We start from the raw sequence: 23152 nt of genomic DNA, 5'->3' as shown, positions 1-23152 counted from the left end.
ATCAAATAAATCTGTAAGAATGAAAAAGCATTTTGCATTCATAATCCTGTTTACCGTTTTATCCTATGCTCAGGCATTAGCGCAAACAAATACTTTTCCCTCTAACGGTAATGTTGGTATCGGAACCACTTCCCCCGGGCAGAAACTTGATATTGTGAATGGTAACATCAGATTAAGCGATGGATACGAGCTCTTTTTTACTGATCATGGGCAAATTAGAAGCTTTGATTATAACCATCGCATCTTATTTAGACGTTCGGAAAACATAATGGAGTTACGGGAATTTGGAAGCATTGTTTTTTCATCAGGCGCAACCAGCGGTTCAGCAACCAATAAAGTGATAATAACTTCCGGTGGCAACGTTGGCATTGGCACTACTAATCCACAGGCTAAATTGGCCGTGAACGGCGACATCTTTTCAAAAAAAGTAAAAGTAACCCAATCGGGCTGGCCTGATTATGTATTTGCTTCCGGTTACAAACTACCGCCATTGGCAGAAGTAGAACAGTTCATAAAACAACAACATCACCTTCCCGATGTGCCTTCAGCCGCAGAAGTGGAAAAAAACGGCCTTGACCTGGGCGATAACCAGGCTGCTCTTTTAAAGAAAATTGAAGAACTGACCTTATATATAATTAACCTGAATAAAGAAGTAGAAGCGCTTAAACAGGAATTAAAGAAGGATAAATCCGGGAAATAAACCATGTTGAAACGAACTTCTTTGCCATAACTTTTTAAACCCTTAATATGCAATTGCAACGTTGCGCAGCTTTATTGCTGTTTGCCATGCTGTTATTAAACCCCGGCAGGCAGCTATCCGCTCAACTCCCGGCGATAATTCCATCTTCTCCTGAAGCTTTTAATTTATGTAAGTCGGGGTTATTGTCAAACAATTTATATACAGGAACCGCAACACTTGCTATTCCTCTTTATGATATTACCTTGAAAAGCTTCACGCTGAAGCTGGGACTGCAGTATGCGTCAAATGGTATCCATTCTTCAGACATGCCTTCATATGTTGGTATGGGATTCAATTTGATGGCGGGAGGATGTATTACCCGTATTATCAGGGATGAGCCTGACGGCGTTCCTGAAAACATTCCGTATGGAAGTTTTCCCAATCCTTCGCAACATAACAGTAGTTTACGCTGGTATCTAAACGAAGCAGCAGACAATTATTGGGATACGGAGCCTGATGAGTATTTGTACAGTTTCAATGGAATGTCGGGGCGTTTCTTTCTCGATTCTTCCGGCATGGGCCATTGTATACCTGAAAATAATTTAAAAATTGAGGCGACTGATTTCTATGGTTCAAAAACGTTTACCATCACTACTGCTGAAGGTACTGTTTTTGTTTTTGATCTGCCTGAAACTACTAACACCTTCCAGGTATTCGGGTCTCATACTTATTCAACCAGCTTTAGCAATGAAACCGCCTGGTTCTTAACAGATATTACAACGCAAACAGGTGAATGGGTTCATTTTGAATATGGTCTGTCGCATGTAATAGATGCACGAGGCGTATATACGCTTTCTTATAGCCCCTCTAATCCCAATTATTGTGGTGGCAATCAGTGCCCCACCGGTTCAACAAATGGTTACAACCAGCTCAACCACGACACAAGGTACCTGGTCGGCATCACTGCCAGCAATGGAATTAATATTGGTCTTTTTTATGAGCAGCGCCCCGATCACAATGACACGTATTACCCCAGCCACGATTACCGGATCTATAATATAACAGTTCGTGAAAATTTAACCGGAACACTTAATACGCTTAAAAAATACAATTTTAAATACGGCGTAGGTATGCGGTACGACAGCGTGCCCATGCATATTTACCGGTATTTTCTCGATACGCTGGAAAACGAAAGTATAGACGGCAGTGGAGTAAAAGAGAAATATGTATTTGAATATCACAGCAGGAACCATTTGGGATACCGTAATGAGGGTTGGGAATGGGACATTTTCGGTTATCAAACCCAGGTTGCATATTGGTACCCCGGATGGAATTATTACCCGGTTGACTCAACGCATATTGACACGGCTGCAACAAGGCTTTATTACGAGAACCTGGGCTACTCTGACCCTGACAAATATCCCAATCCAACCGTAGCGCCAATCGGCATGCTCACGAAGGTGACATTCCCCACAGGCGGGTATCAGAAATTTTTTTACGAGCCAAATTTAATTGGCAGCGGTATCATTGCAGGAGGCAGTCGCGTAAAGGCGGTAGAGAATTATGATCCGCTTAGTGGAATAAACACAAGAAAATTTTATAAATATACTTCTATTGCCGATACCAATACATCATCGGGTATCAGCTCTTTTCAACCATTTTACAGTTCTAACTATAATTATGGCTTTGTATGCGGGTCGGTGATCCAGGAGTGTCCCTCTACATTGGTAAGCTCAAATACGTTAACGCCTTATAGTACATCGAAAGGTTCATATGTTACCTATGGCAGTGTAATAGAAAGTGATGATGGAAATCTGGCGCGCGGTGGAATAGAACATACTTTTCGAAACGATTACATATCGCCCTGGTACAGTATTTACCTGGGCGATAATTTTGTACCTGTACCATCCAACCTGGAGCCCGATCTGAATGGCGCGGAAGTTAAAACAATCGTTTTTAAAAAGAGTGGTTCTTCTTTCATAACGCTGAAGAGATCGGAAAATACATTCCAGGCAGACTACCGTAATCAGCATATATTGAATTCTTATACCACCCGGCGCCGGTTCCGGTGGCCGGTGGAGTGGACCCCTCCACAGAGTTATGAATTTGATGGGTTCGATGTAATTGGTTACAGGTATAAAAGTTACAAGTACAATCTCACAAAAACTGTTGCCACAACTTATGACGAAAAGGGCCAAAACCCTATCCTGGATTCTGTCATGTTTGATTATAAAGATAGTGTTGGATGGAACCCAACAAAGATCACCCGGAAGAACAGCGATACGGCTACGATCATAACTCACAATTATTACCCGCATCAGATAAATAACGGTGCCGACATTCACTATCAAATGCGGGTAAGGAATATGCCCGGCTTGTTGGTCGAAAGCAAAACGTACAGGGAGGGCAATTTAATAGGTGCGCAAAAAAACGTATATAATAACGGTTTCGGGGGCGATCTGGTACTGCCCGAAGAGCTACAGACCAAAATGGTGCGGGATACCAGCAACTACAGGTCACAAATGCATGTGTATTCGTACGGTAGCGGCGGTGCGCCATTGGAGGTTTCAAAAGAGAATAATATTCGCTATTGCTATATCTATGACTATCCGGTTGATGCAACGGCAAAAGATAATTTACCCGTGGCCGAAGTAATGAATGCCGGTATTGCCAATGTTGCCTATACCTCATTTGAAGCGGGTGGTAAAGGCGGCTGGGCGTACGGCGGCGTCCCGCTATCGAATCCTGCGAGCATAACAGGGGCCAGATGTTATAATCTTTCATCGGGCAATATAACCAAAACGGTTAATCCGGGCATCACGTACATTATTACCTGTTGGCTGAAGAATAACTCCGGTACGCTTTCATTGGATGGCAGTACCGGAACGCAGCTCATAACTAAAAATGGCTGGACGCTATACACCAGGACAATTAGCGGCGTTTCTTCCATTTCCATTTCAGGCAGTGGAAAAATAGATGAGCTAAGGCTTTACCCCAAAGGCGCACAAATGCGCACCATGACATACCGGCCACACATAGGTGTGAGCAGCGAATGTGATATCAATAACCGGGTTATCTATTACGACTACGATCGCTTTGGCCGTATCATGCTGGTGCGGGATGCCGATAAACGGGTAATAAAGAAAAACTGCTATACGTATAATGGCCAAACGGAAAATTGCAGTGTTTATGGGAACGTACAAAAGACCGGGTCATTTTCGCGCAATTGCGGGTACGGATATATTACAACGCCGGTAACCTATACCGTTGTCGCAAATTCCTATTACTCTACCAGCCAGGCTGCTGCAGATGCGCTGGCGCAATCAGATGTAGATGCAAACGGCCAGGATTATGCCAATACCAACGGCGTTTGTACCGTTGGCTGGTATAATGAAGAAAGAAGCGGCAGCTTCACGAAAAATGATTGTGGCAGCGGTTACATAGGCGGCACAGCCCAATATACGGTTCCGGCAGGTACATATACTTCAACCACCAGCCAGGCCCATGCCAATCAACTGGCACAAAATGATGTTGATGCCAACGGGCAAAGCTGGGTGAACACAAACGGGTATTGTATTGAGCTTACCACGGTTTATTACAATGATTATGGATCGGGTTATTCTCCCATATACTTTACGTTCACGGATGTAAATACCAGTGAGCAATACTTTTTTGAAACTGATCCCTGGTCTTACGGGCTTACTGAATTAGGAGAACTGCCGCCCGGATATTACGATGTGGAGATCTATAATCCCAACAGCGGTTACCACGATTACGACCTCGGTTGTTATGATTATGCGTATGGATACTATTATGCATACTCATACTACACGTATTTCGATGACTACTGTAACACCGTTATCATAAACTACTAACCAGTAATAAAAATATTGACATGAAAAAGATTTGCTTAATGATCGCCATTTGTTTATTGGTATGTACCTCTATTTCTTTCAGTCAGCAAAAGCAGGCAATCATAGAACAGCGCAGGCCACTGATGGAGCAGAAAGCCGATTCTGCGATTGCGAACAGAACTGTGAAAAGGATGAAAGAGCTTTTTAGCCTCACTGCCAGTCAGGAGTTGGAGCTATATAATACCGGCGTTACCATTAATAATAATCGGCGGCAGGTATTCAAATCATATTGGAAATCCGAAGCATTTCGGGATCAAATGGCCAAAGTTGATAGTGCAGCCGATGCATCATACAAAGCCATTGTTGGAGTTGAAAATTACAAGCTGTATAAAGAAGTTTTAAGCGCTGATGTAATTCGCAGACAGGCCATCATGCAACAACGGGCCGGTACACAACAAAAAGACACCACTACTATCAAAACTACCAATCCATGAGAAAAGCATGTTTGAAAACCGCCTTACTGCTTCTACTACTGATATGGGTTAAGTATTCGTTGGTGGCGCAGGATACCAGCGTGGTAACGCCAGCCGCCTATTCAAATGCTTCGAACCTGGGCGGAATAGTACGAAACTGGGGCGCCATTAAACCGGAAACAAATCCCAACAATATTACCACCGGTAGCAGTATACAGGATTTTCCTTTGGTAACGCAATACCTCGATGGATTGGGCAGGCCGGTTCAAACAGTAGTAAAGCAGGGTGCGCTGGCAACCGGCACAACCGCCTATGATATGTTAACCGCGCAGGTGTATGATGAATATGGCAGGCAGGCGAGAATGTATTTACCTTTTGCAGGTACGGCTTCAACCGGCAATTTTCAAACGAACCCGTTTCAACAACAAAACACCTTTTACAGTGGTACCGGCAGTCCTGTTTATGGGCAGGGCGAAACCTATTATTATGGTAAAACAGAGTTCGAGGAATCGCCGCTTAACCGCACAACGAAAACGTTTGCTGCCGGTGATAACTGGGTACATGGCGGGAAGGGCATTGAAATGCATTACTGGCATAATACTGCCGCCGACAGTGTGCGCATCTGGACCGTAACGGACATAAACGGAAGTTTTGGAAGCTATAACACTACCCGGTATTATGCAGCGGGTACATTATTTAAGCAGATCGTCATCGATGAACGCAATAACCGGGTAGTAGAATATAAAGACAAACAGGGTAAAACCATTTTAAAGAAAGTACAACTTACAGCCCAGGCCGATACCGGGCAGGGAAAAGGGCATTATGGATGGCTATGCACCTATTTTGTATATGATGTGGCCGGTCAGTTACGTGCCACTATTCAACCTGCGGGGGTAGACCTGTTGGCTCAACATAGTTGGGATATAACCTGGAACGGCAATGTGATCCTCAATGAGCAGTGCTTTCGCTACGAGTATAATGAAAGAGGATTGCCGTATATGAAAAAAACACCTGGCGCCGGGGCGGTGTATATTGTGTATGATAACCGCGACCGGCTGGTGTTTTCACAGGATTCTATAATGCGCAGCAGTAACAAATGGTTTACCACCTTATACAATGCGCTCAACAGGCCGGTAATAACGGGACTGACCACCTATAATGTCAGCCGCGATAGCCTGCAGGCATTGGTCACAGCCCAAACTACTGCTCATTCCATTCCTTTACACAACGTAGTGTCGGGCAGCGGGCATACGGGAAATAAACAAGCCTTGCTTACGGCTACATTGTATGACGAATTTGAGTCGGCTACAAGCGGTGAAATGACCGCTGAAATTGTGGATGGTACAATTGGCGCCGAAAGCGATACAATAGTTATAGGAGGTATAGCTATTAACAGATATCCCGTTCCGGCCGCAGCAACCTTCAATCCGCTGGCCTATGCTTTTTATGACAACTATGATTGGTTACCTGTACATAATAATCCCGTTGGTAATACAAGATCGGCCGCATGGGATACCCATCTGTTAACGGCCAGTAACAGCACATTTCCCTATCCGCAATCAGTAACCCAAAGCAAATTGTTGACAGGCCTGGCTACCGGCACAGCGGTAAAAAATTTAAGTAACGACTCGCTGTTATACACGGTTAATTTCTATGACGACGAGGGAAGGGCTGTACAAACGCAGGGAAAAAATATAACCGGCGACACCAGCATTGTATCGACACAATACAGTTTTACCGGTCAGCCTTTAATAGTAATTAGTAAATCAGGAAAAGGGGGCGCGAACGCACAAACCACAGTTACCGTAACGAAGTTTACCTACGATAGCCTGGGCCGGGTTATAAAAACCGAAAAGAAGCTCAGCAATACATTGGTGAACGGCGGGGCGTTGAGTGGATGGATAACGCTATCGACCCTTTCATATGATGTGCTGGGGCAGGTGAAAAAGAAAATAATTGCTCCCGCCGGTGGAGCAGGCGGTGTGCCGCTCGATTCAATGACCTATGATTATAACATCCGTGGCTGGCTGCTGGGGGCTAACCGGGCTTTTGTGAAAGATACACTGAGCACAGCTAACTTTTTTGGTTACGACCTGGGGTATGATAAAACAGTTTTTGCGATCAATGGTTCGTCGAAAAATTATAACGCACCTCAATACAATGGCAATATAACCGGGCAGTTATGGAAAAGCACCGGTGACGGGCAGGTGCGCAGGTACGATTATACATACGATGCGCTTAACCGGTTGGTGAATGCCGATTTTACCCAGTTTACCAATAACGCATTTAGCCTGAGCGCCGGCATTGATTTCAGTGTTAAAATGGCCGGTTACGATGCCAATGGAAATATTCTGGGTATGATGCAAAAGGGCTGGAAGCCGGGCGGCAGCGTAACGATCGACAGCCTGCTTTATACTTATTACAGTTACACCAACCGGTTGCAGAATGTGATAGATGTGGTAAATGATACGGCAACCAGGTTAGGTGATTTCAGAAGTTCAAAAGCCTACATAAATTCTTTTGGGCCTTCCGGTAAAACATCCGCAGCAACTGACTACAGTTATGACGGAAATGGTAACCTGGTCAGAGACCTGAACAAAGACATTGCACAGGCAGCAGGTAATGGCATTGTATACAATCACCTGAACCTTCCGCAAACGATTTATGTGAGCGTCAAAGGGAAAATTGAATTTGTGTACGATGCGGCTGGTTACCGGCTGAAAAAGATCACCACCGACAGCACGGTTACTCCGGTAAAAGTAACAACTACCCTGTACGATGGCGGGGCCGTGTATGTTAATGATACCTTACAGTTTCTAGGTCAGGAAGAAGGCCGGATACGATTTGATATTACCAGGGCGGCTTTCTTTTATGATTATTTTATAAAAGACCACCTGGGTAATGTGCGTATGGTGCTCACCGGTCAAAAGGATACGGCTTTTTACCCGGCTGTAACATTTGAAGGCGCAACAGTAGCCAATGAAAGCATTTATTATGACAGCGTTTATTTAGAACGTACCAACCGCCCCGGCAACTTTTACGATACCACTACCAATGGCCATTGGGTGCAGTTGCTGCGAAAAAGCACCCACAGCATCGGCGTTGGAAAACTCCTGAAAGTAATGGCCCGTGACAGGGTTCATGTGAAGGTGGACTATTACTTGCCCGATGATGCCACTGACAACAGCAATGCCAATGGGCTAAACTCGATAGTTGCTGTACTGGCTAATTTGGTAAATTCAGCCTCGCCCACATTCCACGGCGTTGGTTCAACCATTGCCAGCGACTTAAACAGCAGTGTACCGTTTACCGATTTTCTGGCGCCGCAAAGCGGCGGTGGCGGCAGCATGCCCAAGGCTTACCTGAACATTTTGTTTTTCGATGAACAGTTCCGGTTCGTAAGCGCCAATAGCGAAATGGTACAGGTGAGCACGAAAGGCAGCGGCCAAACCATTTACCGCATCGATGGCAATGCCAAAGAAGCGGCAAGGAATGGGTATGTATACATATATGTAAGCAATGAAAGCAATAACCTGGTTTATTTCGACAATCTACAGGTGACCCACGAAAAAGGCCCCATTACCCAGGAAACGCATTATTACCCGTTTGGGTTAACGATAGCGGCGATTAGTAGTAAGGCGATGGGGGGTATGGAGAATTCGTACAAATTCAATGCAGGGACTGAGCTGAATAATGATTTGGGAATAGCCATGTATGAAACTGCCTTCAGGGGCTATGATGCGCAGACAGGGCGGTTTACGCAGGTTGATCCGTTGGCGGATTCGTATGCAGATTGGTCCGCATATGTTTTTGCATTTAATGATCCGGTTTATTGGAACGATCCGGCAGGACTGGAGCCGAACGATTATGGCGGTAGGTATACTTACGAAAATGGTGTTTGGATGTATATGCCATTTAGTAGTTCAGAAGAAGCGTTTCTTTATGGCGCGCAGTATGCCTCTACCTGGGATATGTGGGGTTCGTATTACGGCATGGCCGGTTCATTTGATGAAGCCTGGTTAAGATATAACGGAGGCTTTCTAACCAGCGGAATGGCTGCGGCTTATTTTTCCATGCTATGGGGGGCTCAGGTAAGTGGACTTGGGGCAGGGTATGCCGATGGCGGTTATAACCTTAGCTATACGGCTACATTAACAGGGAACACCTATGGCGGTCTTTTCTTTTCTATGGACTATATCAGCGATGGTATCGATAGAATGATGGATGTCGATAGAAACAAAGCACCTCGCGGGGGGGATATGTCAAATCCATGGGATTGGCTTTATCAGTGGAACAATATGTTTAATTTTGTAGCTCCTTTTGCTAATGCTGGCTCTACTTATATTACCGGCTATGATACATATGGAGTAGCGCAAAGTAATACACAGGCGACGGCGGGGATGTTATTGGTGGTTTTGCCAGGTGGAAAAGTGGCTTCGGCTTCTTCTACAGCAGGTAGTTTATGGAAGGTTGGTGCATATACGGAATTAAGGAGTTTAGGAACGGGATTAGACGCTCATCATGTGGGACAAAAAAAGTTGATGGAGAAATTTGTTCCTGGTTATGATTATAAAACAGCGCCAAGCATTTTGGTTCCAAAGCCAGGCCATACAATAGGCGCAGGGGTAGTATCTAGAAATATGTCTGGCTTTTCAAACGCACGAGAGGTTCTAGCTAGAGATATTTTTGAACTAAGACGTGTATATGGGCCACAGGGCATTCCTAATAGTGCATTACAAGAGTTGATTCAAATGAATAAAACAATGTATCCTGGCGCATTTACAAAATAACGATTATGACCAATAACGAGATTATAGAAAAAAAATATGCCGAAGCTGTTGTTGGAATAAAAACAGAATGGTTTAATGAAGTAAATTCAAACTGGTATAATTATATAATGGAATTGCCCGTTGATTTGCAAACCACTTACCTGGTTGTGGTTTTACATAATCAAATATTTAACGGGGGGTTTCACCAGTATTTCATTAATGGTTATGGGCAATTTGCAAGTGAAACTATTGATGCGCTTAAAAGAATTGGCGCATCAAAAAGGGCAAAAAATTTGAATGATGCCTTTGAAATAGTAAATACTGAAAACGATATAGATTTCGTGTTTAGAGAAAAGTTAATGAGTAAAGAAATTAATAAATTGTTTAAAGAAGATGATTTGTTTGATCCCTTAGATGAATTGGATACGCAATATTATAACGAGGAAAAAGAAGATATTGAGGAATTGTTAGGTAATTATTTGCGAAAACTTTGACAATTGAACTTTAGTTCCCCTTTAGTAAAAAAGTAATGAGTGAGTTGCTTTTTTTGACATATTAAACATTTCCGGTTAATTGCAAAACGCTCTAAAACTTAATTAGAAAAAATATGGATACGCCTGAATTTCTACTTTCATCAAATTTTTGTAATCTCGGAGCGGGGAGATCGTTAGTTTAATATCTCCACTTTTGTAGTATCCAAAGGTTTTGATTAGTTGCCATACTGTGACTGATGTGGCGAAGTTTCGTTTGAATAAGTATCGTCATCCAAAAGCTAAAAACCAGGAATATGGATACCATTTATTTAAAACGGATTTTTCACCGGGGTAAGGAATGTGTTAGTTTATATTTTGATAATAGTCCTACCTTAATGTTTTTATTACTTACATGAATAAGAGACAGTGCATTTTCTGCGGTTCAAAAGATTTATCCCGAGAGCATATATATTCAAAGTGGATTTTTACTATCCTGCAAGCGAAAGAAAAAGTCTTTAAGCCAAGTTTCCATTTTATAGAGCGCTCAAACGCTAATGAGTATGCTGATAATTTCTCAAATGATGTTTCTGACGGTAGAGAGATAAGGTATGATGACTTTACTCTTAAACAAGTTTGCAATGCTTGTAACAATGGTTGGATGTCAGAATTGGAAGTTAAAGTTAAAAACATCTTTGTAGACTTACTTGATAATTGTTTAGATATTAATCACATAAGTGCTGATGATGCTTTAACTCTTAGCCAATGGGTGATACTCAAAACAATGTTGGCATCATTGACAACACAACAAAAAATTGTTTTTAGCACAATGGCATATAGGCTAATTCAAAAAGGAATTATTCCTGAAGGTTTTATTGTGGAAGTGACTAAAATGAAGTATAGTAATTTAAATTACATGATTGGCGGCCCTATAGTAAGAAAGGCCTTTGATATTTCAAGAGAAGAACTGGATTTTGCAATAATGAACCTTTACAAGGCTTGTTTACAAATTGGAAATATTGCCTTTAGGGTAAGCTTTCTACGGACAGAAATTCCTGTATTTCGAAAACAAATAATAAGGAAACTCTTTGTACTTTATCCCTATAAGTCTAAAATGCCATTCGATAAACAACCCAATGAGGAAATTGACTACGGTGAAAAATTGGAACTCCCAATTTTAAGTGCTCAGTTAGCAGTACATGACTAAACTTCGCTCAACATGGGGTTTTCTGCTATGCTGGCTAAAGAATATATACTGATCGTCCTGTTCGCTTATCATCGGTAGTCCGGGCTTGACTCTTTCTATCAAGTTTATTTTATAATTTCATTACCGTATTCAATCGGCTTCTTCTGCACCAGGCTGACGAATCACGGAATATCAGCATAGCAGAAAGCCCCAACGTTGGTGGTGGCCCAATTGACCCAAACCCAATGGACATATCAATAGAACCAATTAAGACTTTTTTGGATGCGGTTGACACTGTATTGAATAGTAATACTTTCATATTACGATTTGACTTGAATAGCAATGACATCAATACTGAATTGCTGAACTTCATAAAATCAGAATCGTTTATTCAACAACTCGCAAATCAAGACAAAGAAAGAGGTTGGTATAATATGCATGATTTTGACTACAAAACTGAAAGTTACAAACTACGAAAAGGTAATATCTTCAAGGACAAAATTTTACTAAAAATTAAAGAGGTTGAAAATGAAAAAAGCGAATACCTCGTATCTATGTTGACAGGGGACACTGCTAAAGGGCCATTCTTTAGTTTTTATTCTAAGCAACTAGAAAAGGAAAAATCTATCGAACTAGTTGACAATTTAACTTCATTTCTTTCTGTTTATTCAAATTGGAGATTATTTATCGTTGAACCTGACTTTTTAAAAAATGCAGTTGAAGTTTACTCGAAAGAAGAAGACCTAAGATATTTTGAGGGCGATTATGGAGCCGATACAGCTACTATTATATTGACAAAGGACAAGGGGTATTTACTGTTGACAAATGGAATTGATTAATGAAGATATGTATACAGCTAACATGGATTTTGAATAAATTCCCTGCCTTCACAAATACTCGAACGTTGGCATCAATGCAAGTAGCGTTGGTGCGGGATTCTCCGTCATAACCTTTAGCGCCCCGCATCAGGAGTCGAACCGTATAAATTATTGCTTTATAATTAATTGCACTTTCGCCAGTAAAGAAAGTAAAATAGATTAAACTAAAAAAGCCTCAAGTTCAACAACTTGAGGCTTCTTCTTTTTATGGTGCCCAGGACTGGATTCGAACCAGCACACCCTTGCGAGCGCTGCGACCTGAACACAGTGCGTCTACCAATTTCGCCACCTGGGCATTTCAGATCTATCTTAAAAACTGTAAGAGCTTGTTTGTTTTCCGATCCTCGTCGCCTCATTTTCAGCGATGAATTTTTCAAATCGGGTTGCAAAGATAACCGGAAAAATTAATTGGCCAAAAAAAATGAGAAATATTTGTAAGAAAAGTGCTGTTAATCGCTTCAATTCAGGCTGTTACCGATTCCCGGGTCGGCCGGCCCGGCACAAAAAAGTTTTGTAAGCTAACCCGGTCTTTACAATAGATTCCCTGCCTGGTTTTACCCCATTTTCATCAATAGCTCACTCTACGGGCTTCAATACGGCAGTCTGGCCCGTTGGTATCAACCATCTGGTCATATGTTGCGGAGTTTTATATCGAAAGTTACATCCTGGCGGCTTATAAGAAGAACTGATACCCAAAGTTGCCCGCCCATGCCTGAAGGATAGGCGCCAAAATGTACGGCGGCGGAAGGATGCCTTATCGCAGGATCCCAGTGCTCGTAAGTTAGTAACTATGGTGCATCAGTAGCCACATTGGTTCGATCTTTCCAACATTGTACCGATGTTTTACTGCTGACGTGCAATGTTGGCTACCTATGGTGCAAGCTTCACAACATTGCCTCAAAGTTGGCTACATAAGCCATATAGTTAGCTACCGTTAGCTCAAAGTTATTTCAAAATGCATCATCGTTACCAACTTAAGTGCATCTAAACAACTTCGGCCCGATTCTTTAAACAACCGGTGAAATCTTCCGATCTTTTTGGGCGGTGTTCATAAAGTTGAATTATCTTTGTCACTAAGATAATTACCAAATAAGATATTAAATGCAGAACGACGTAACCAGGATCAGAAGGCTCAGCCAGCAATATGCCTACGCTTCCATTCGAATGCATGAAACCGTTGCCCGCGAGGCCGGCCTTCCCGGTACCGACCATAAATACCTGGGTTTCATAATGCAAAAAGGCCAAATGACAGCCGGCGAGCTGGCTGCTTTAACCGGCCTGACCACCGGCGCCGTTACTGGTTTAATTGACCGCTTCGAAAAGAAAAAACTGGTGAAACGACAGTATGCCGAAGACGACCGGCGGAAGGTGATCATCGTTCCCAATACAAAAAATATTATGGCGCTGCTGCAGCCCCTGTATAAAGAGTTCCGCAGCAAGTCGGAAAAACTGATCGGTTCATTTTCCGATAAGGAGCTCAAAGTCATTGAAACCTATTTCTTAAAAGCAATTGAAATAATGAATGACACCACAAACAAACTCAACGACGAATAATTCCTGCATCCTGGGTTTCCAGGAAATTGATAAGTCAATGATTGCTTTGGCAGGAGGGAAGGGCGCTAACCTCGGCGAACTTTCGAGGATTGAAGGCGTCCTTGTGCCTGATGGTTTTTGTATCTCCACAGAAGCGTTTGAAACAATTATTCAGGATTCACCGGCTATCGGTGCATTACTTGATCAATTATCCCTGCTTACAATAAATGACTGCGATAAGATCAAAAGTCTTAGCTGTGCGATCCGCAACGCCATTGAAGGAATAAACATTCCTTCAGCTATTACAGAAGAGATCATCCGCTATTTATCCAGGTTCGGTAAAGACGATGCCTGGGCGGTACGGTCCAGCGCAACCGCAGAAGACCTGCCTGCCGCTTCGTTTGCCGGTCAGCAGGATACCTATTTGAATGTTATTGGCATAGAAGCTATCATCAAACACATCACTAAATGCAGGGCATCGCTGTTTACCGAAAGGGCGGTAACCTATCGCATTCAAAACGGTTTCGATCATCGCAAGGTGCGCCTGGCTGTGGTAGTGCAAAAGATGGTATTCCCACAGGCGGCCGGTATTTTGTTTACCGCCGACCCGGTTAGCGGCAACAGGAAAGTGGTATCTATCGATGCCAGCTTTGGGCTTGGCGAAGCCCTGGTGGCCGGACTGGTGAATGCCGATAATTATAAAGTTCGCAACGGCCAGATCACACATAAGAAAATATCTTCCAAGAAGCTGGCTATTTATGCATTAAAAGAGGGCGGTACCGAAGAACGGGAAGTTGAGTGGACGGTGCAGCACCGGCAGGCGCTTACCGATGAACAGATCCTGCAGCTGGAACGCATCGGCAGAAAGATAGAAGCGCATTTCGGCCAGCCGCAGGATATTGAATGGTGTTTGGTCGATGGTACATTTTATATTGTTCAAAGCCGGCCGGTCACCACTTTATTTCCCGTTCCCGAAGCGAATGACCGCGAAAATCACGTGTACGTCTCTGTTGGTCATCAGCAAATGATGACCGATGCCATTAAACCACTGGGCATCTCCGTGTGGATGTTGACAGGCGGCCGGCCAATATTTAAAACGGGTGGGGGAAGGCTGTTTGTTGATATCACGATGGGATTGGCCACCCCTGCGGGCAGGCAAAATTTACTGGAGGTTTTAGGACATTCCGATCCGCTCATTAAAGACGCGCTTATTACCATCATAGAGCGCGGTGATTTCATAAAAACGGACCCAAACGAAAAAAGCGACCTGGCGCAAATCAAAAGCCATGTGGGTTTGTCGGCCGCAGATATTCTTGCAGAGGCAGGTGACGATCCCGCGATTGTTGCGGAACTAATTAAGAGTAGTGAGGAATCGTTATCAGCGTTGAAACAAAACATCGGAACGAAATCAGGCGTCGATGTAACTGAATGCATCCTGGCAGATCTGCAGCAACGGCGGCAGCTGGCGGCTGATAAAAAAAATTTGAGTGTGATCATGGCCGCCATTCATGCTTCAGCATGGATCAATGAAAAAATGAATGAATGGTTGGGTGAAAAGAACGTGGCAGACACCATTTCCCTGTCCGTTGCCAACAACGTTACTTCTGAAATGGGTATGGCGCTGCTGGATGTGGCTGATGTGATCCGCCCTTATCCCGAAATAATTGAATACCTGCAACAGGCAAAGGATGACGGGTTTTTGAATAAACTGGTTCAATTCAATGGCGGGCAGCAGGTGCGTGACGCTGTTACCGCTTTTCTCGATAAATATGGAATGCGATGTGCCGGGGAGATAGATATAACAAGAACCCGGTGGAGCGAGAAACCGGTCACCCTTGCACCCGTGATCCTGAGTAACATCAAAAACATGGAGCCTGGGGCCAGCAAACGAAAATTTGAGCAGGGGCAACTGGAAGCATTGAAAAAAGAACAGGAACTATTGTCCCGGTTGAAACAGTTGCCCGATGGGGATCAAAAGGCCACGGAAACAAAACAAATGATCGACCTGGTAAGAAATTTCATCGGTTACCGCGAGTATCCGAAATATGACATTGTTAGTCGCTACTTCGTTTATAAACAGGCTTTACTAAAAGAGGCGGAACGGCTCGCTCAGGCCCATGTGTTGAATGATAAAGAAGATATTTGCTATCTCAGTTTTGAAGAATTGCAGGAAGCCATCCGCACCAATAAAGCCGATCCCGGGCTTATCGGCAAACGAAAAGAAGAATACAAAATTTTTGAAAAATTAACCCCGCCGCGGGTTATTACCTCCGATGGCGAGATCATTACAGGTAAATACAACCGCGACAATCTTCCGGCCAATGCCATTGTAGGCCTGGCGGTTTCTTCCGGTTTAATAGAGGGCCGCGCCCGCGTTATCCTGAATATGGAAGACGCCGACCTCGAAGAAGGTGATATCCTGGTTACCCCATTTACCGATCCCAGCTGGACGCCTCTGTTCGTTTCGATAAAAGGACTGGTGACCGAAGTGGGCGGACTAATGACCCATGGCGCCGTGATCGCCCGTGAATATGGCCTGCCGGCGGTTGTGGGTGTGGAGAACGCCACCAGACTGATCAAAGACGGGCAGCGGATCAGGGTACATGGCACTGAAGGATATGTCGAAATTTTGTAAACGCATATTGAACATCAATGACCGGTGGGCGTTATGACTTAAACAAAAAGGCCCCGCCAACGGCGAGGCCCTTCGATTGTTATACCTGAAAAACTATTTTCCCGATACTGATTTAGCCGCATCGATGATCACCGCGGCTACTTTGGCCGGTTGTGAAATGAACACAACATGGCTGCCTTTTATTTCAGTGATCTTCGTATTCGAGCGTTTATACATATTGCGTTGGATATCGGGCACAATACTTTTATCTTCTGTGGCCACTATACCAAACGCTGGTTTGTTTCTCCAGGCCGCATGGGTAAGAGGCGTAACAAAACCTTTTGCATGAAATGCGCCTTGCGAGGCATACATAAATTCGGCATCGGCTTTATTCAGGTCGGCGGCAAAACCCGCATGATACTTTTCTCTGGAATAATAAACGATCCCTTTATCGTCTACAGGTAAAACGCCATTATCGGCATCGGGGGGCAGGGTTTGCAGCCATTGGATGGTGGTTTCGCCCTTATCAGGTTGCAGGGCCGCAATGTACACCAGGGCAGCTACTTTCGGGTGATTACCTGCTTCCGTAATCACCGTTCCGCCCCATGAATGGCCCGCAAGGATCGTTGGCCCGTCCTGTTTGTCGAGCACCAGGTTCGTTGCCTTTACATCGTCTTCCAGCGACGTCAACGGGTTTTGAACGATGGTTACGTTATATCCTTTTTTCGTAAGTTCATTATAAAGGCCTTTATAACCTGAACCGTCGGCAAAGGCCCCGTGCACCAATACTACGTTTTTTACCGTTTGTGCTGTGGTTGCTGTTACTGTGGCTGTAGTGGCAGATAAGGCAATGGCAGCGGCTGCCAGTCCATTTTTCAACGTGTTTTTCAATGATCTCTTTTCCATTTTGATTGTTGTTTATTGTTTGTTTCAACAGTACAAAGATGCAATGGAAAAGGGCGGTGGTTTTTGTGCTGAATTCCCGTAAAGTTGTAATTATTTCCCTTCTTTGATCACAGAGCCGGAATTTCGAAATTCTACAGGCGACCGGGAGGTATGTTTTTTAAAGAAATTTGAAAAGTAGGCTACATCGTCGAAACCCAGTTCAAAGGTTATTTGTTTTACCGGCTTCTCGGTAAAAGTGAGCAGTCTTTTTGCTTCTATAAGAATTCTTTCCTGTATAACCTGCGAAGGTGTTTTGTGGTTATAGAGCGCAAAAAGGTTCGACAGGGTTTTGGGCGATTTGAACAATGCCTGGGCATAATAGCTTACCGAATGTTCTTCCCTGAAATGGTTTTCTACCAGCAGGTTGAATTTTCTTATCAGTTTGAATTTGTCATCCTGGATCTTTTTTTCGGGTACATACTCCGACCGGGCTAACCGGGTTATATAACTGATAAGCCGTTTCAGCAGCACTCTTAACATTTCATTTTGAATGGTATCGTTTATTTTAAACTCATCTACGAACATGGCCGACAGCATCTTTATTTTTTCCTGCGCGTCTTCGTTGAGCGAAATGAACATATGATCGATGCTCCCGAAAAGAAATCCAACGCAGCTTACCTCACTGTCGTGGTCCATAATGCAGTAAAACTCCCGGTTGAATTGCCAGGAAACGATTTCCACCGAATTCTCAAAAGTAAACGACTGGTTGAAGAGCAGGGTAAGGATGGAATTCGCCGGGAACTCATGCCCGGTTCCGTCGATGGTTACCGTTTGCGGCTGGCCGGGGTTCCATGCTATTGTAAAATACTTATTGAACCGGTCGCGGCCGAAAAATAAACGATCGAAACTTTCTTCTTCCTTGAAGAGCAGCAGGTCGCCGCCGGTTTTTTCATCACTCAGTTTTAATCTCATGTAATTGTCAGCATCCTGTTTTTGTCAGCGCTTCTTTGGCAGGAAACAGTTTCGCAAATTATTGCATTTGTATTAGAAGGCAAAACAGTTACTTTTCTGCATACGATGGCCGAAACCGCCATCCGGTGCAAAAAATGTACGGGGCGGTTTGCTGAACAGGTATAGCTTTATCTTTACCGGCCTGTTAATATTATAAAAAAATGATGGTTATGAAAAAGCTATTATATACTTCCTTGTTTTTAACGGCGGTTATAGGCGGCTGTTCGCCAAAAGCGGGGCAGCAAACCGCAGGTAAACAAACATCGGGCAACCCGGTTTTTCCCGGCTGGTATGCCGATCCGGAGGGCGCTATTTTCGATAACCGGTACTGGATCTTTCCAACTTATTCGGCCCCGTATAACCAACAGGTGTTTATGGATGCATTTTCCTCAAAAGACCTGGTAAACTGGAACAAACATGCACGCATAATAGACACCGCGGCCATCAAATGGGCGAAGCGGGCCATGTGGGCCCCGGCCATCGTACATAAAGACGGAAAGTACTTTTTGTTCTTCGCTGCCAATGATATTCAAAACGAACAACAGCCGGGCGGTATTGGTGTGGCGGTTGCCGATAAACCGGAGGGACCGTTTAAAGATTACCTTGGTAAACCATTGCTCGATAAAATAGTGAACAAGGCGCAACCCATCGATCAGTTTGTGTTCCTCGATAAAGACGGGCAGTATTACATGATCTATGGCGGCTGGGGCCGTTGCAATATCACCAGGCTGAAAAATGATTTTACGGGTTTCATTCCTTTTGAAGACGGCAACACCTTCCGCGAGATTACGCCGAAAGGTTATGTGGAAGGTCCTATTATGTTTATCCGCAACAACAAATATTACTTTATGTGGAGCGAGGGCGGCTGGACGGGGCCTGATTATCGCGTGGCCTATGCCATTGGCGATTCGCCGTTTGGCCCGTTTGAACGGATAGGCACCGTTCTGCAGCAGGATGCGGCCGTGGCTACAGGCGCCGGTCACCACTCGGTGCTGCAGTTTCCCGGCGGCAACGAATGGTATATTGTATACCACCGCCGGCCTTTGGGCGAAACCGATGGCAATCACCGGGTAACCTGTATAGATAAAATGGAGTTTGATGAAAAGGGGTTCATCAAACCGGTGAAAATAACTTTTGAGGGGGTATCTAAAAAGGCGTTGAAGTAAACAGTATGCATTTTTCAGACCGAAGGAGCCCTAAAAATATTCCGCAGCTATTTCGCCTATCAATTGCCTGGTAAGGGGTTTATTCCTGAATGCATTTACCTCCTTCAATTCCCTGGCTTTCACTACATCGTCGTGGTTGAGAGAGGTAGTGAGCATTACGATTATGATGCTGTCCTTTTTCCCGTTTGTAAGATCTTTATAGCGATCGAGAAACTCCCAGCCGTCCATGGCCGGCATGTTTATGTCGAGAAAAATAAGATCGGGCAACGGGTGCGGTCCGTTTTGTTCGCTCCGTCGGCTGAGGAAGTTCAATGCTTCCTGGCCGCTTTGCGCAATGTGAATGTATTCGACCAGTTCTGAAGACTCAATGATCTTTTTATTGATAAAGTTCGTTGGTTCATCATCATCGATCAGTAAAACGTTTTTTATTTTTTTCATTCCATTTCCATTTTATTGAGGGTAAATTGAAAATTGCTTCCCTGGCCGGGTTGTGAATCGACCCATAATTTTCCGCCATGAAGTTCAACGATCTTTTTGCAATGCGATAACCCGATGCCCGACCCTTCATACTCCATTCTGTTGTGCAGCCTTTGAAATATGATAAAGATCCGTTCGTGGTGCTGTTTGTCGATGCCTATGCCGTTGTCGTGGACGGAAAATTCCCAGGCGTCGGGGAGCTTTTTGCTGCTGATGGTTATTTCCGGCGCCAGGTTTTCCTTGTGGAATTTAATGGAATTGCTGATGAGGTTTTGAAAGAGCTGCTTTAACTCGGTGGCATACCCTTTTACTACAGGCAATGGTTCTTTCACCGAGATCTTCGCGTTCGTTGCCTCTATGGCGCTGCTCAGGTCGGCCATTACATTCGACAGGACCTCGTTACAATCTACCTCCTGCAAGATGGTTTTACGGCCGATGCGCGAATAATCGAGCAGGTCTTTGATCAGCGTTTGCATTCGCTCGGTTGCCTGGGTAATATAGTTCAGGTAGCTATTGGCGTTCTCGTCAAGTTTTCCATAGTATTCTTCCTGCAGAAAGCCTACAAAGCTGGAGGTGGTCCTCAGCGGCTCCTGCAGGTCGTGCGAGGCCACATAGGCGAACTGCTCCAGTTCTTTATTTTTTGTTTCCAGTTCTGCGGTCCTTTGTTTAACTTTTCTTTCGAGGTTGATGTTTATTTCCCTGATCTGGTTTTCGAGTTTCTTTTTTTCAGAGATATCCCTGATGGCGGCGGATACCAGCAGTCCATCCTCGGTTTCGAGCGGGCTCAGGCTTATTTCTACGGGGAATTCTTTGCCGTTCTTATCTTTTCCCAGCAGGTCGAAACCTTCGCCCATTTGACGCACTTTCGGCGTTTTAAAATAATTGATGCGGTGTGCCTGGTGAATTGAATCGTAACGGCCCGGCATAAGCAGTTCTATTTTATTACCGATCATTTCCGTGCGGTTATACCCGAACATTTTTTCGGTTTGTGCATTTACCAGTTGAATAGTACCGGTTTCATTTACAATGATGATGGCATCCGGGGCCGATTCGAGCAGGTTCCTGAACTTTTCTTCCGCTTTTTTTCTTTTTGAGATATCCCTTATCGCTGCAGATACCAGCACGCCTTCCTCGGTTTCGAGCGGGCTCAAACTGATCTCAACCGGGAATTCAAGCCCTGATTTATGTTTTCCGAAAAGTTCCTGGCCTTCACCCATCGTTCTGGTTTTGGCATTGGAAAAAAAGTTCTTCCGGTGGGCGTTGTGTTTGCTGGCGAAGCGGTCGGGGATCAATATTTCCACATTCTGTCCCAGCAGTTCGTTTTTCTCATAGCCGAAAAGTTTCTCCGTTTGTGCATTGATGAGAATGATCTGGCCAAAACTGTTCACGATGACCATGGCGTCAGGAGCGGTTTCCAATAAAGCCTGGGCTTTGCTTTCCATCGACCTGCGGGTCATTATTTTTCGTTCGATAACTGAAATGCCAATGATCCTTCCCGCATCGTCCTTAATGGCAGAGTAGGAGGCCGATATTTTTATGATGTTCTTTTTTTTGTGAGCCTTTCAGTTTCGAAGGGCATCGATTGTTCGCCAAACAGCAGGTTGTCCCTGATGCTTTCAAACTCTTTCTGCCTTATATCGGGCAGTAGCATTTCATATTGATTACCCAGCAGTTCTTCCGGCTGATAGTCGTAAAATTTTTCGGTGCTCGCATTGCATTTCATGATCCTGCCCGAAAGATCGATGGCAAAAATGGCATCGTTGGCATATTGAAGTATGGATGACCACATGGGTATTAGTTTTTTGTTTGCAGGGTCACTTTCAGTTTGCAGCCTTTACCGGGCGCCGAATCAATGGTAACTTCACCATCAAAAAGACTGGCCCTGCTGGTAATATTGGTAATACCAACGCCTTTTCTGTGCTGCGTTGGGTCAAAACCTATTCCATTGTCGGTACTTTCCAGGGTAACCAGTTTGCCCTCTTTGTGAAGTAATAACAGCACCGAGCTGGCGGCGGCGTGTTTTAAGATATTCGTCAATTGTTCCTGTATGATCCTGTAAACGGCGATCTTTATATTTTCGTCGAGCTTCTTTTCAGGAAAGTTTTCCATGCTCAAAGAGATATCGATCTTTTTTACCAGCTGGATGTTAGCGATCATTTCCCTGATGGCTTTTTTCAACCCGATATCCATAACATCGCTGACGATCAGCTGGCGCGATAATTTCCTGATCTCTTCAACCGCGAGTGTTATTACGGCGAGGCTTTTGGCAATCATTTCATCCCTTACTTCAATATGGGTTTTGGCATGTTCGAGGTAAAGCAGTGCAGAAGCGTTGAGCATTTTCTTGAGAACGAAAACGTCGGCAGGATTATCTTCTACAATAAGAATGTCAATTTGATCGGTTACATGCATACTAAAAACAGGAGTTTAGGCTCCGGTATCCGTTACCGGCAGTTTTAGAATGCTGCTAATCAAAAATTCTTAACCGTATTCTTCTAAAAATACAAAACTTAACTGTTGTAATTTACCGTTATTTAACGGTAATAATAAATATAAATACCTGCCAGGCCGGGGCATATGTTCCCGCCACAGATGCCACTGCCTGTAAATTTTGTTGTTAATCATGGTTAAAAACAAAACATCCCGGTGCGCACCGGGATGTTTTCGATTATGAATGGTGTTACATCAATTACACGCCACTTTTTCCAGTATTATTGACGAACCAAAATTCAGTGAATCAATGTTTTTAAATTTCATGGCGCCGTTCTCTTCAATGCTTTCGCCATAACCTTCAATAAACGCATTGCCGGTTTTTTTAAACGCTACCTGCCGGGTCGATAATGTGCCTTCTGATGTAAACGTGTAATTGCCTACAAACAGATCGCCTTTCACGGAACCCTGCAGGGTGCCTGTGTTGGCATCTTTCTCTTTCAACCGGTACATCAATGTGCCGGTGGTTACATCATCATTGACGTGGATCAGGTTAAGCGTTACGGTGTCGCCCTGGTTTGCATACCGATAACAGGCTGTGGCCGGGTTCGTTTTGGGATCTGTTGCCTGCGGCCTGCCTGCCTGTTCTTTCGTTTCTGCAGGTTGTGAGTTACACGCTGCCAGTAAGGCCAGCGCCATGCAAATACTTGCAGTTTTCATATTTACT

General features: G+C 44.1%; 17 protein-coding genes and 1 tRNA gene. 10 read left to right on the top strand and 8 right to left on the bottom strand.

The window, feature by feature from the left end:
• Positions 1 to 19 precede the first annotated feature (19 nt).
• The 7 genes from A4R26_RS09915 (at position 20) to A4R26_RS09885 (ending at position 12270) form a co-directional block, all read left to right on the top strand.
• On the top strand, positions 20 to 700 hold the full coding sequence (locus tag A4R26_RS09915; protein WP_081163624.1) for a hypothetical protein: 681 nt from the start codon (positions 20 to 22) through the stop codon (positions 698 to 700).
• A 47-nt stretch (positions 701 to 747) separates the two neighbouring features.
• Positions 748 to 4554 carry a DUF5977 domain-containing protein gene (locus A4R26_RS09910; protein WP_081163623.1) on the top strand — a complete coding sequence of 1269 codons (3807 nt, stop codon included), beginning with the start codon at positions 748 to 750 and terminating at the stop codon, positions 4552 to 4554.
• A 20-nt stretch (positions 4555 to 4574) separates the two neighbouring features.
• Positions 4575 to 5027 carry a hypothetical protein gene (locus tag A4R26_RS09905; protein WP_133054611.1) on the top strand — a complete coding sequence of 151 codons (453 nt, stop codon included), beginning with the start codon at positions 4575 to 4577 and terminating at the stop codon, positions 5025 to 5027.
• Positions 5024 to 9796, top strand: a complete 4773-nt coding sequence (locus A4R26_RS09900; protein ID WP_081163621.1) for a DUF6443 domain-containing protein — start codon at positions 5024 to 5026, stop codon at positions 9794 to 9796. The genes A4R26_RS09905 and A4R26_RS09900 overlap by 4 nt, the downstream gene beginning before the upstream one ends.
• 5 nt (positions 9797 to 9801) lie before the next feature.
• Entirely contained in the window at positions 9802 to 10269 is a 468-nt protein-coding gene (locus A4R26_RS09895; protein ID WP_081163620.1) for a DMP19 family protein, read from the top strand.
• A 391-nt stretch (positions 10270 to 10660) separates the two neighbouring features.
• Positions 10661 to 11452: a hypothetical protein gene (locus A4R26_RS09890; RefSeq protein ID WP_081163619.1), complete on the top strand. Its 792-nt coding sequence runs from the start codon at positions 10661 to 10663 to the stop codon at positions 11450 to 11452.
• Positions 11453 to 11676: 224 nt separating this feature from the next.
• The gene (locus A4R26_RS09885) at positions 11677 to 12270 is read left to right on the top strand and encodes a hypothetical protein (RefSeq protein ID WP_081163618.1); all 594 of its coding nucleotides are present in this window, start codon (positions 11677 to 11679) and stop codon (positions 12268 to 12270) included.
• Between the two features lie 247 nt (positions 12271 to 12517).
• Here A4R26_RS09885 and A4R26_RS09880 read toward each other — a convergent pair.
• Positions 12518 to 12604 (bottom strand) — tRNA-Leu (locus A4R26_RS09880).
• An 806-nt stretch (positions 12605 to 13410) separates the two neighbouring features.
• Between A4R26_RS09880 and A4R26_RS09875 the strand changes: the two genes are divergently transcribed.
• Positions 13411 to 13863, top strand: coding sequence for a MarR family winged helix-turn-helix transcriptional regulator (locus A4R26_RS09875; protein ID WP_081163617.1), 453 nt, complete (start codon positions 13411 to 13413; stop codon positions 13861 to 13863).
• Positions 13832 to 16477, top strand: a complete 2646-nt coding sequence (gene ppsA / locus A4R26_RS09870; RefSeq protein WP_081163616.1) for a phosphoenolpyruvate synthase — start codon at positions 13832 to 13834, stop codon at positions 16475 to 16477. The genes A4R26_RS09875 and ppsA overlap by 32 nt, the downstream gene beginning before the upstream one ends.
• A 93-nt stretch (positions 16478 to 16570) precedes the next feature.
• Here ppsA and A4R26_RS09865 read toward each other — a convergent pair whose 3' ends face one another.
• Both A4R26_RS09865 and A4R26_RS09860 read right to left on the bottom strand, forming a co-directional pair.
• Entirely contained in the window at positions 16571 to 17362 is a 792-nt protein-coding gene (locus tag A4R26_RS09865; protein ID WP_081163615.1) for an alpha/beta hydrolase, read from the bottom strand.
• A gap of 90 nt (positions 17363 to 17452) precedes the next feature.
• Positions 17453 to 18313 (bottom strand): helix-turn-helix domain-containing protein, encoded by an 861-nt coding sequence (locus A4R26_RS09860; protein ID WP_081163614.1) that lies wholly within the window; start codon positions 18311 to 18313, stop codon positions 17453 to 17455.
• 209 nt (positions 18314 to 18522) lie between these two features.
• On the opposite strand from A4R26_RS09860, the gene A4R26_RS09855 reads away from it, so the two are divergent.
• Positions 18523 to 19518, top strand: coding sequence for a glycoside hydrolase family 43 protein (locus A4R26_RS09855; RefSeq protein ID WP_081163639.1), 996 nt, complete (start codon positions 18523 to 18525; stop codon positions 19516 to 19518).
• A gap of 30 nt (positions 19519 to 19548) precedes the next feature.
• On the opposite strand, the gene A4R26_RS09850 is transcribed toward A4R26_RS09855, so the two are convergent.
• The 5 genes from A4R26_RS09850 to A4R26_RS09830 form a co-directional block, all read right to left on the bottom strand.
• Positions 19549 to 19956, bottom strand: coding sequence for a response regulator (locus A4R26_RS09850; protein ID WP_081163613.1), 408 nt, complete (start codon positions 19954 to 19956; stop codon positions 19549 to 19551).
• The gene (locus A4R26_RS09845) at positions 19953 to 21452 is read right to left on the bottom strand and encodes a sensor histidine kinase (protein WP_081163612.1); all 1500 of its coding nucleotides are present in this window, start codon (positions 21450 to 21452) and stop codon (positions 19953 to 19955) included. Before A4R26_RS09845 ends, A4R26_RS09850 begins: the two co-directional genes overlap by 4 nt.
• A 77-nt stretch (positions 21453 to 21529) precedes the next feature.
• Positions 21530 to 21784, bottom strand: a complete 255-nt coding sequence (locus A4R26_RS09840) for a PAS domain-containing protein (protein WP_081163611.1) — start codon at positions 21782 to 21784, stop codon at positions 21530 to 21532.
• A gap of 5 nt (positions 21785 to 21789) precedes the next feature.
• Positions 21790 to 22407, bottom strand: a complete 618-nt coding sequence (locus A4R26_RS09835; protein ID WP_081163610.1) for a sensor histidine kinase — start codon at positions 22405 to 22407, stop codon at positions 21790 to 21792.
• 273 nt (positions 22408 to 22680) lie between these two features.
• A complete protein-coding gene (locus A4R26_RS09830) occupies positions 22681 to 23145 on the bottom strand; it encodes a hypothetical protein (RefSeq protein WP_133054610.1) in 465 nt (154 codons plus the stop codon).
• Between the last annotated feature and the right edge of the window lie 7 nt (positions 23146 to 23152).

Source organism: Niastella populi, from assembly GCF_002078015.1.
Lineage (GTDB): Bacteria > Bacteroidota > Bacteroidia > Chitinophagales > Chitinophagaceae > Niastella > Niastella populi.
The sequence above is the reverse complement of the archived record's forward strand: the minus strand, read 5'-3'. Positions and strand labels throughout refer to the sequence as shown.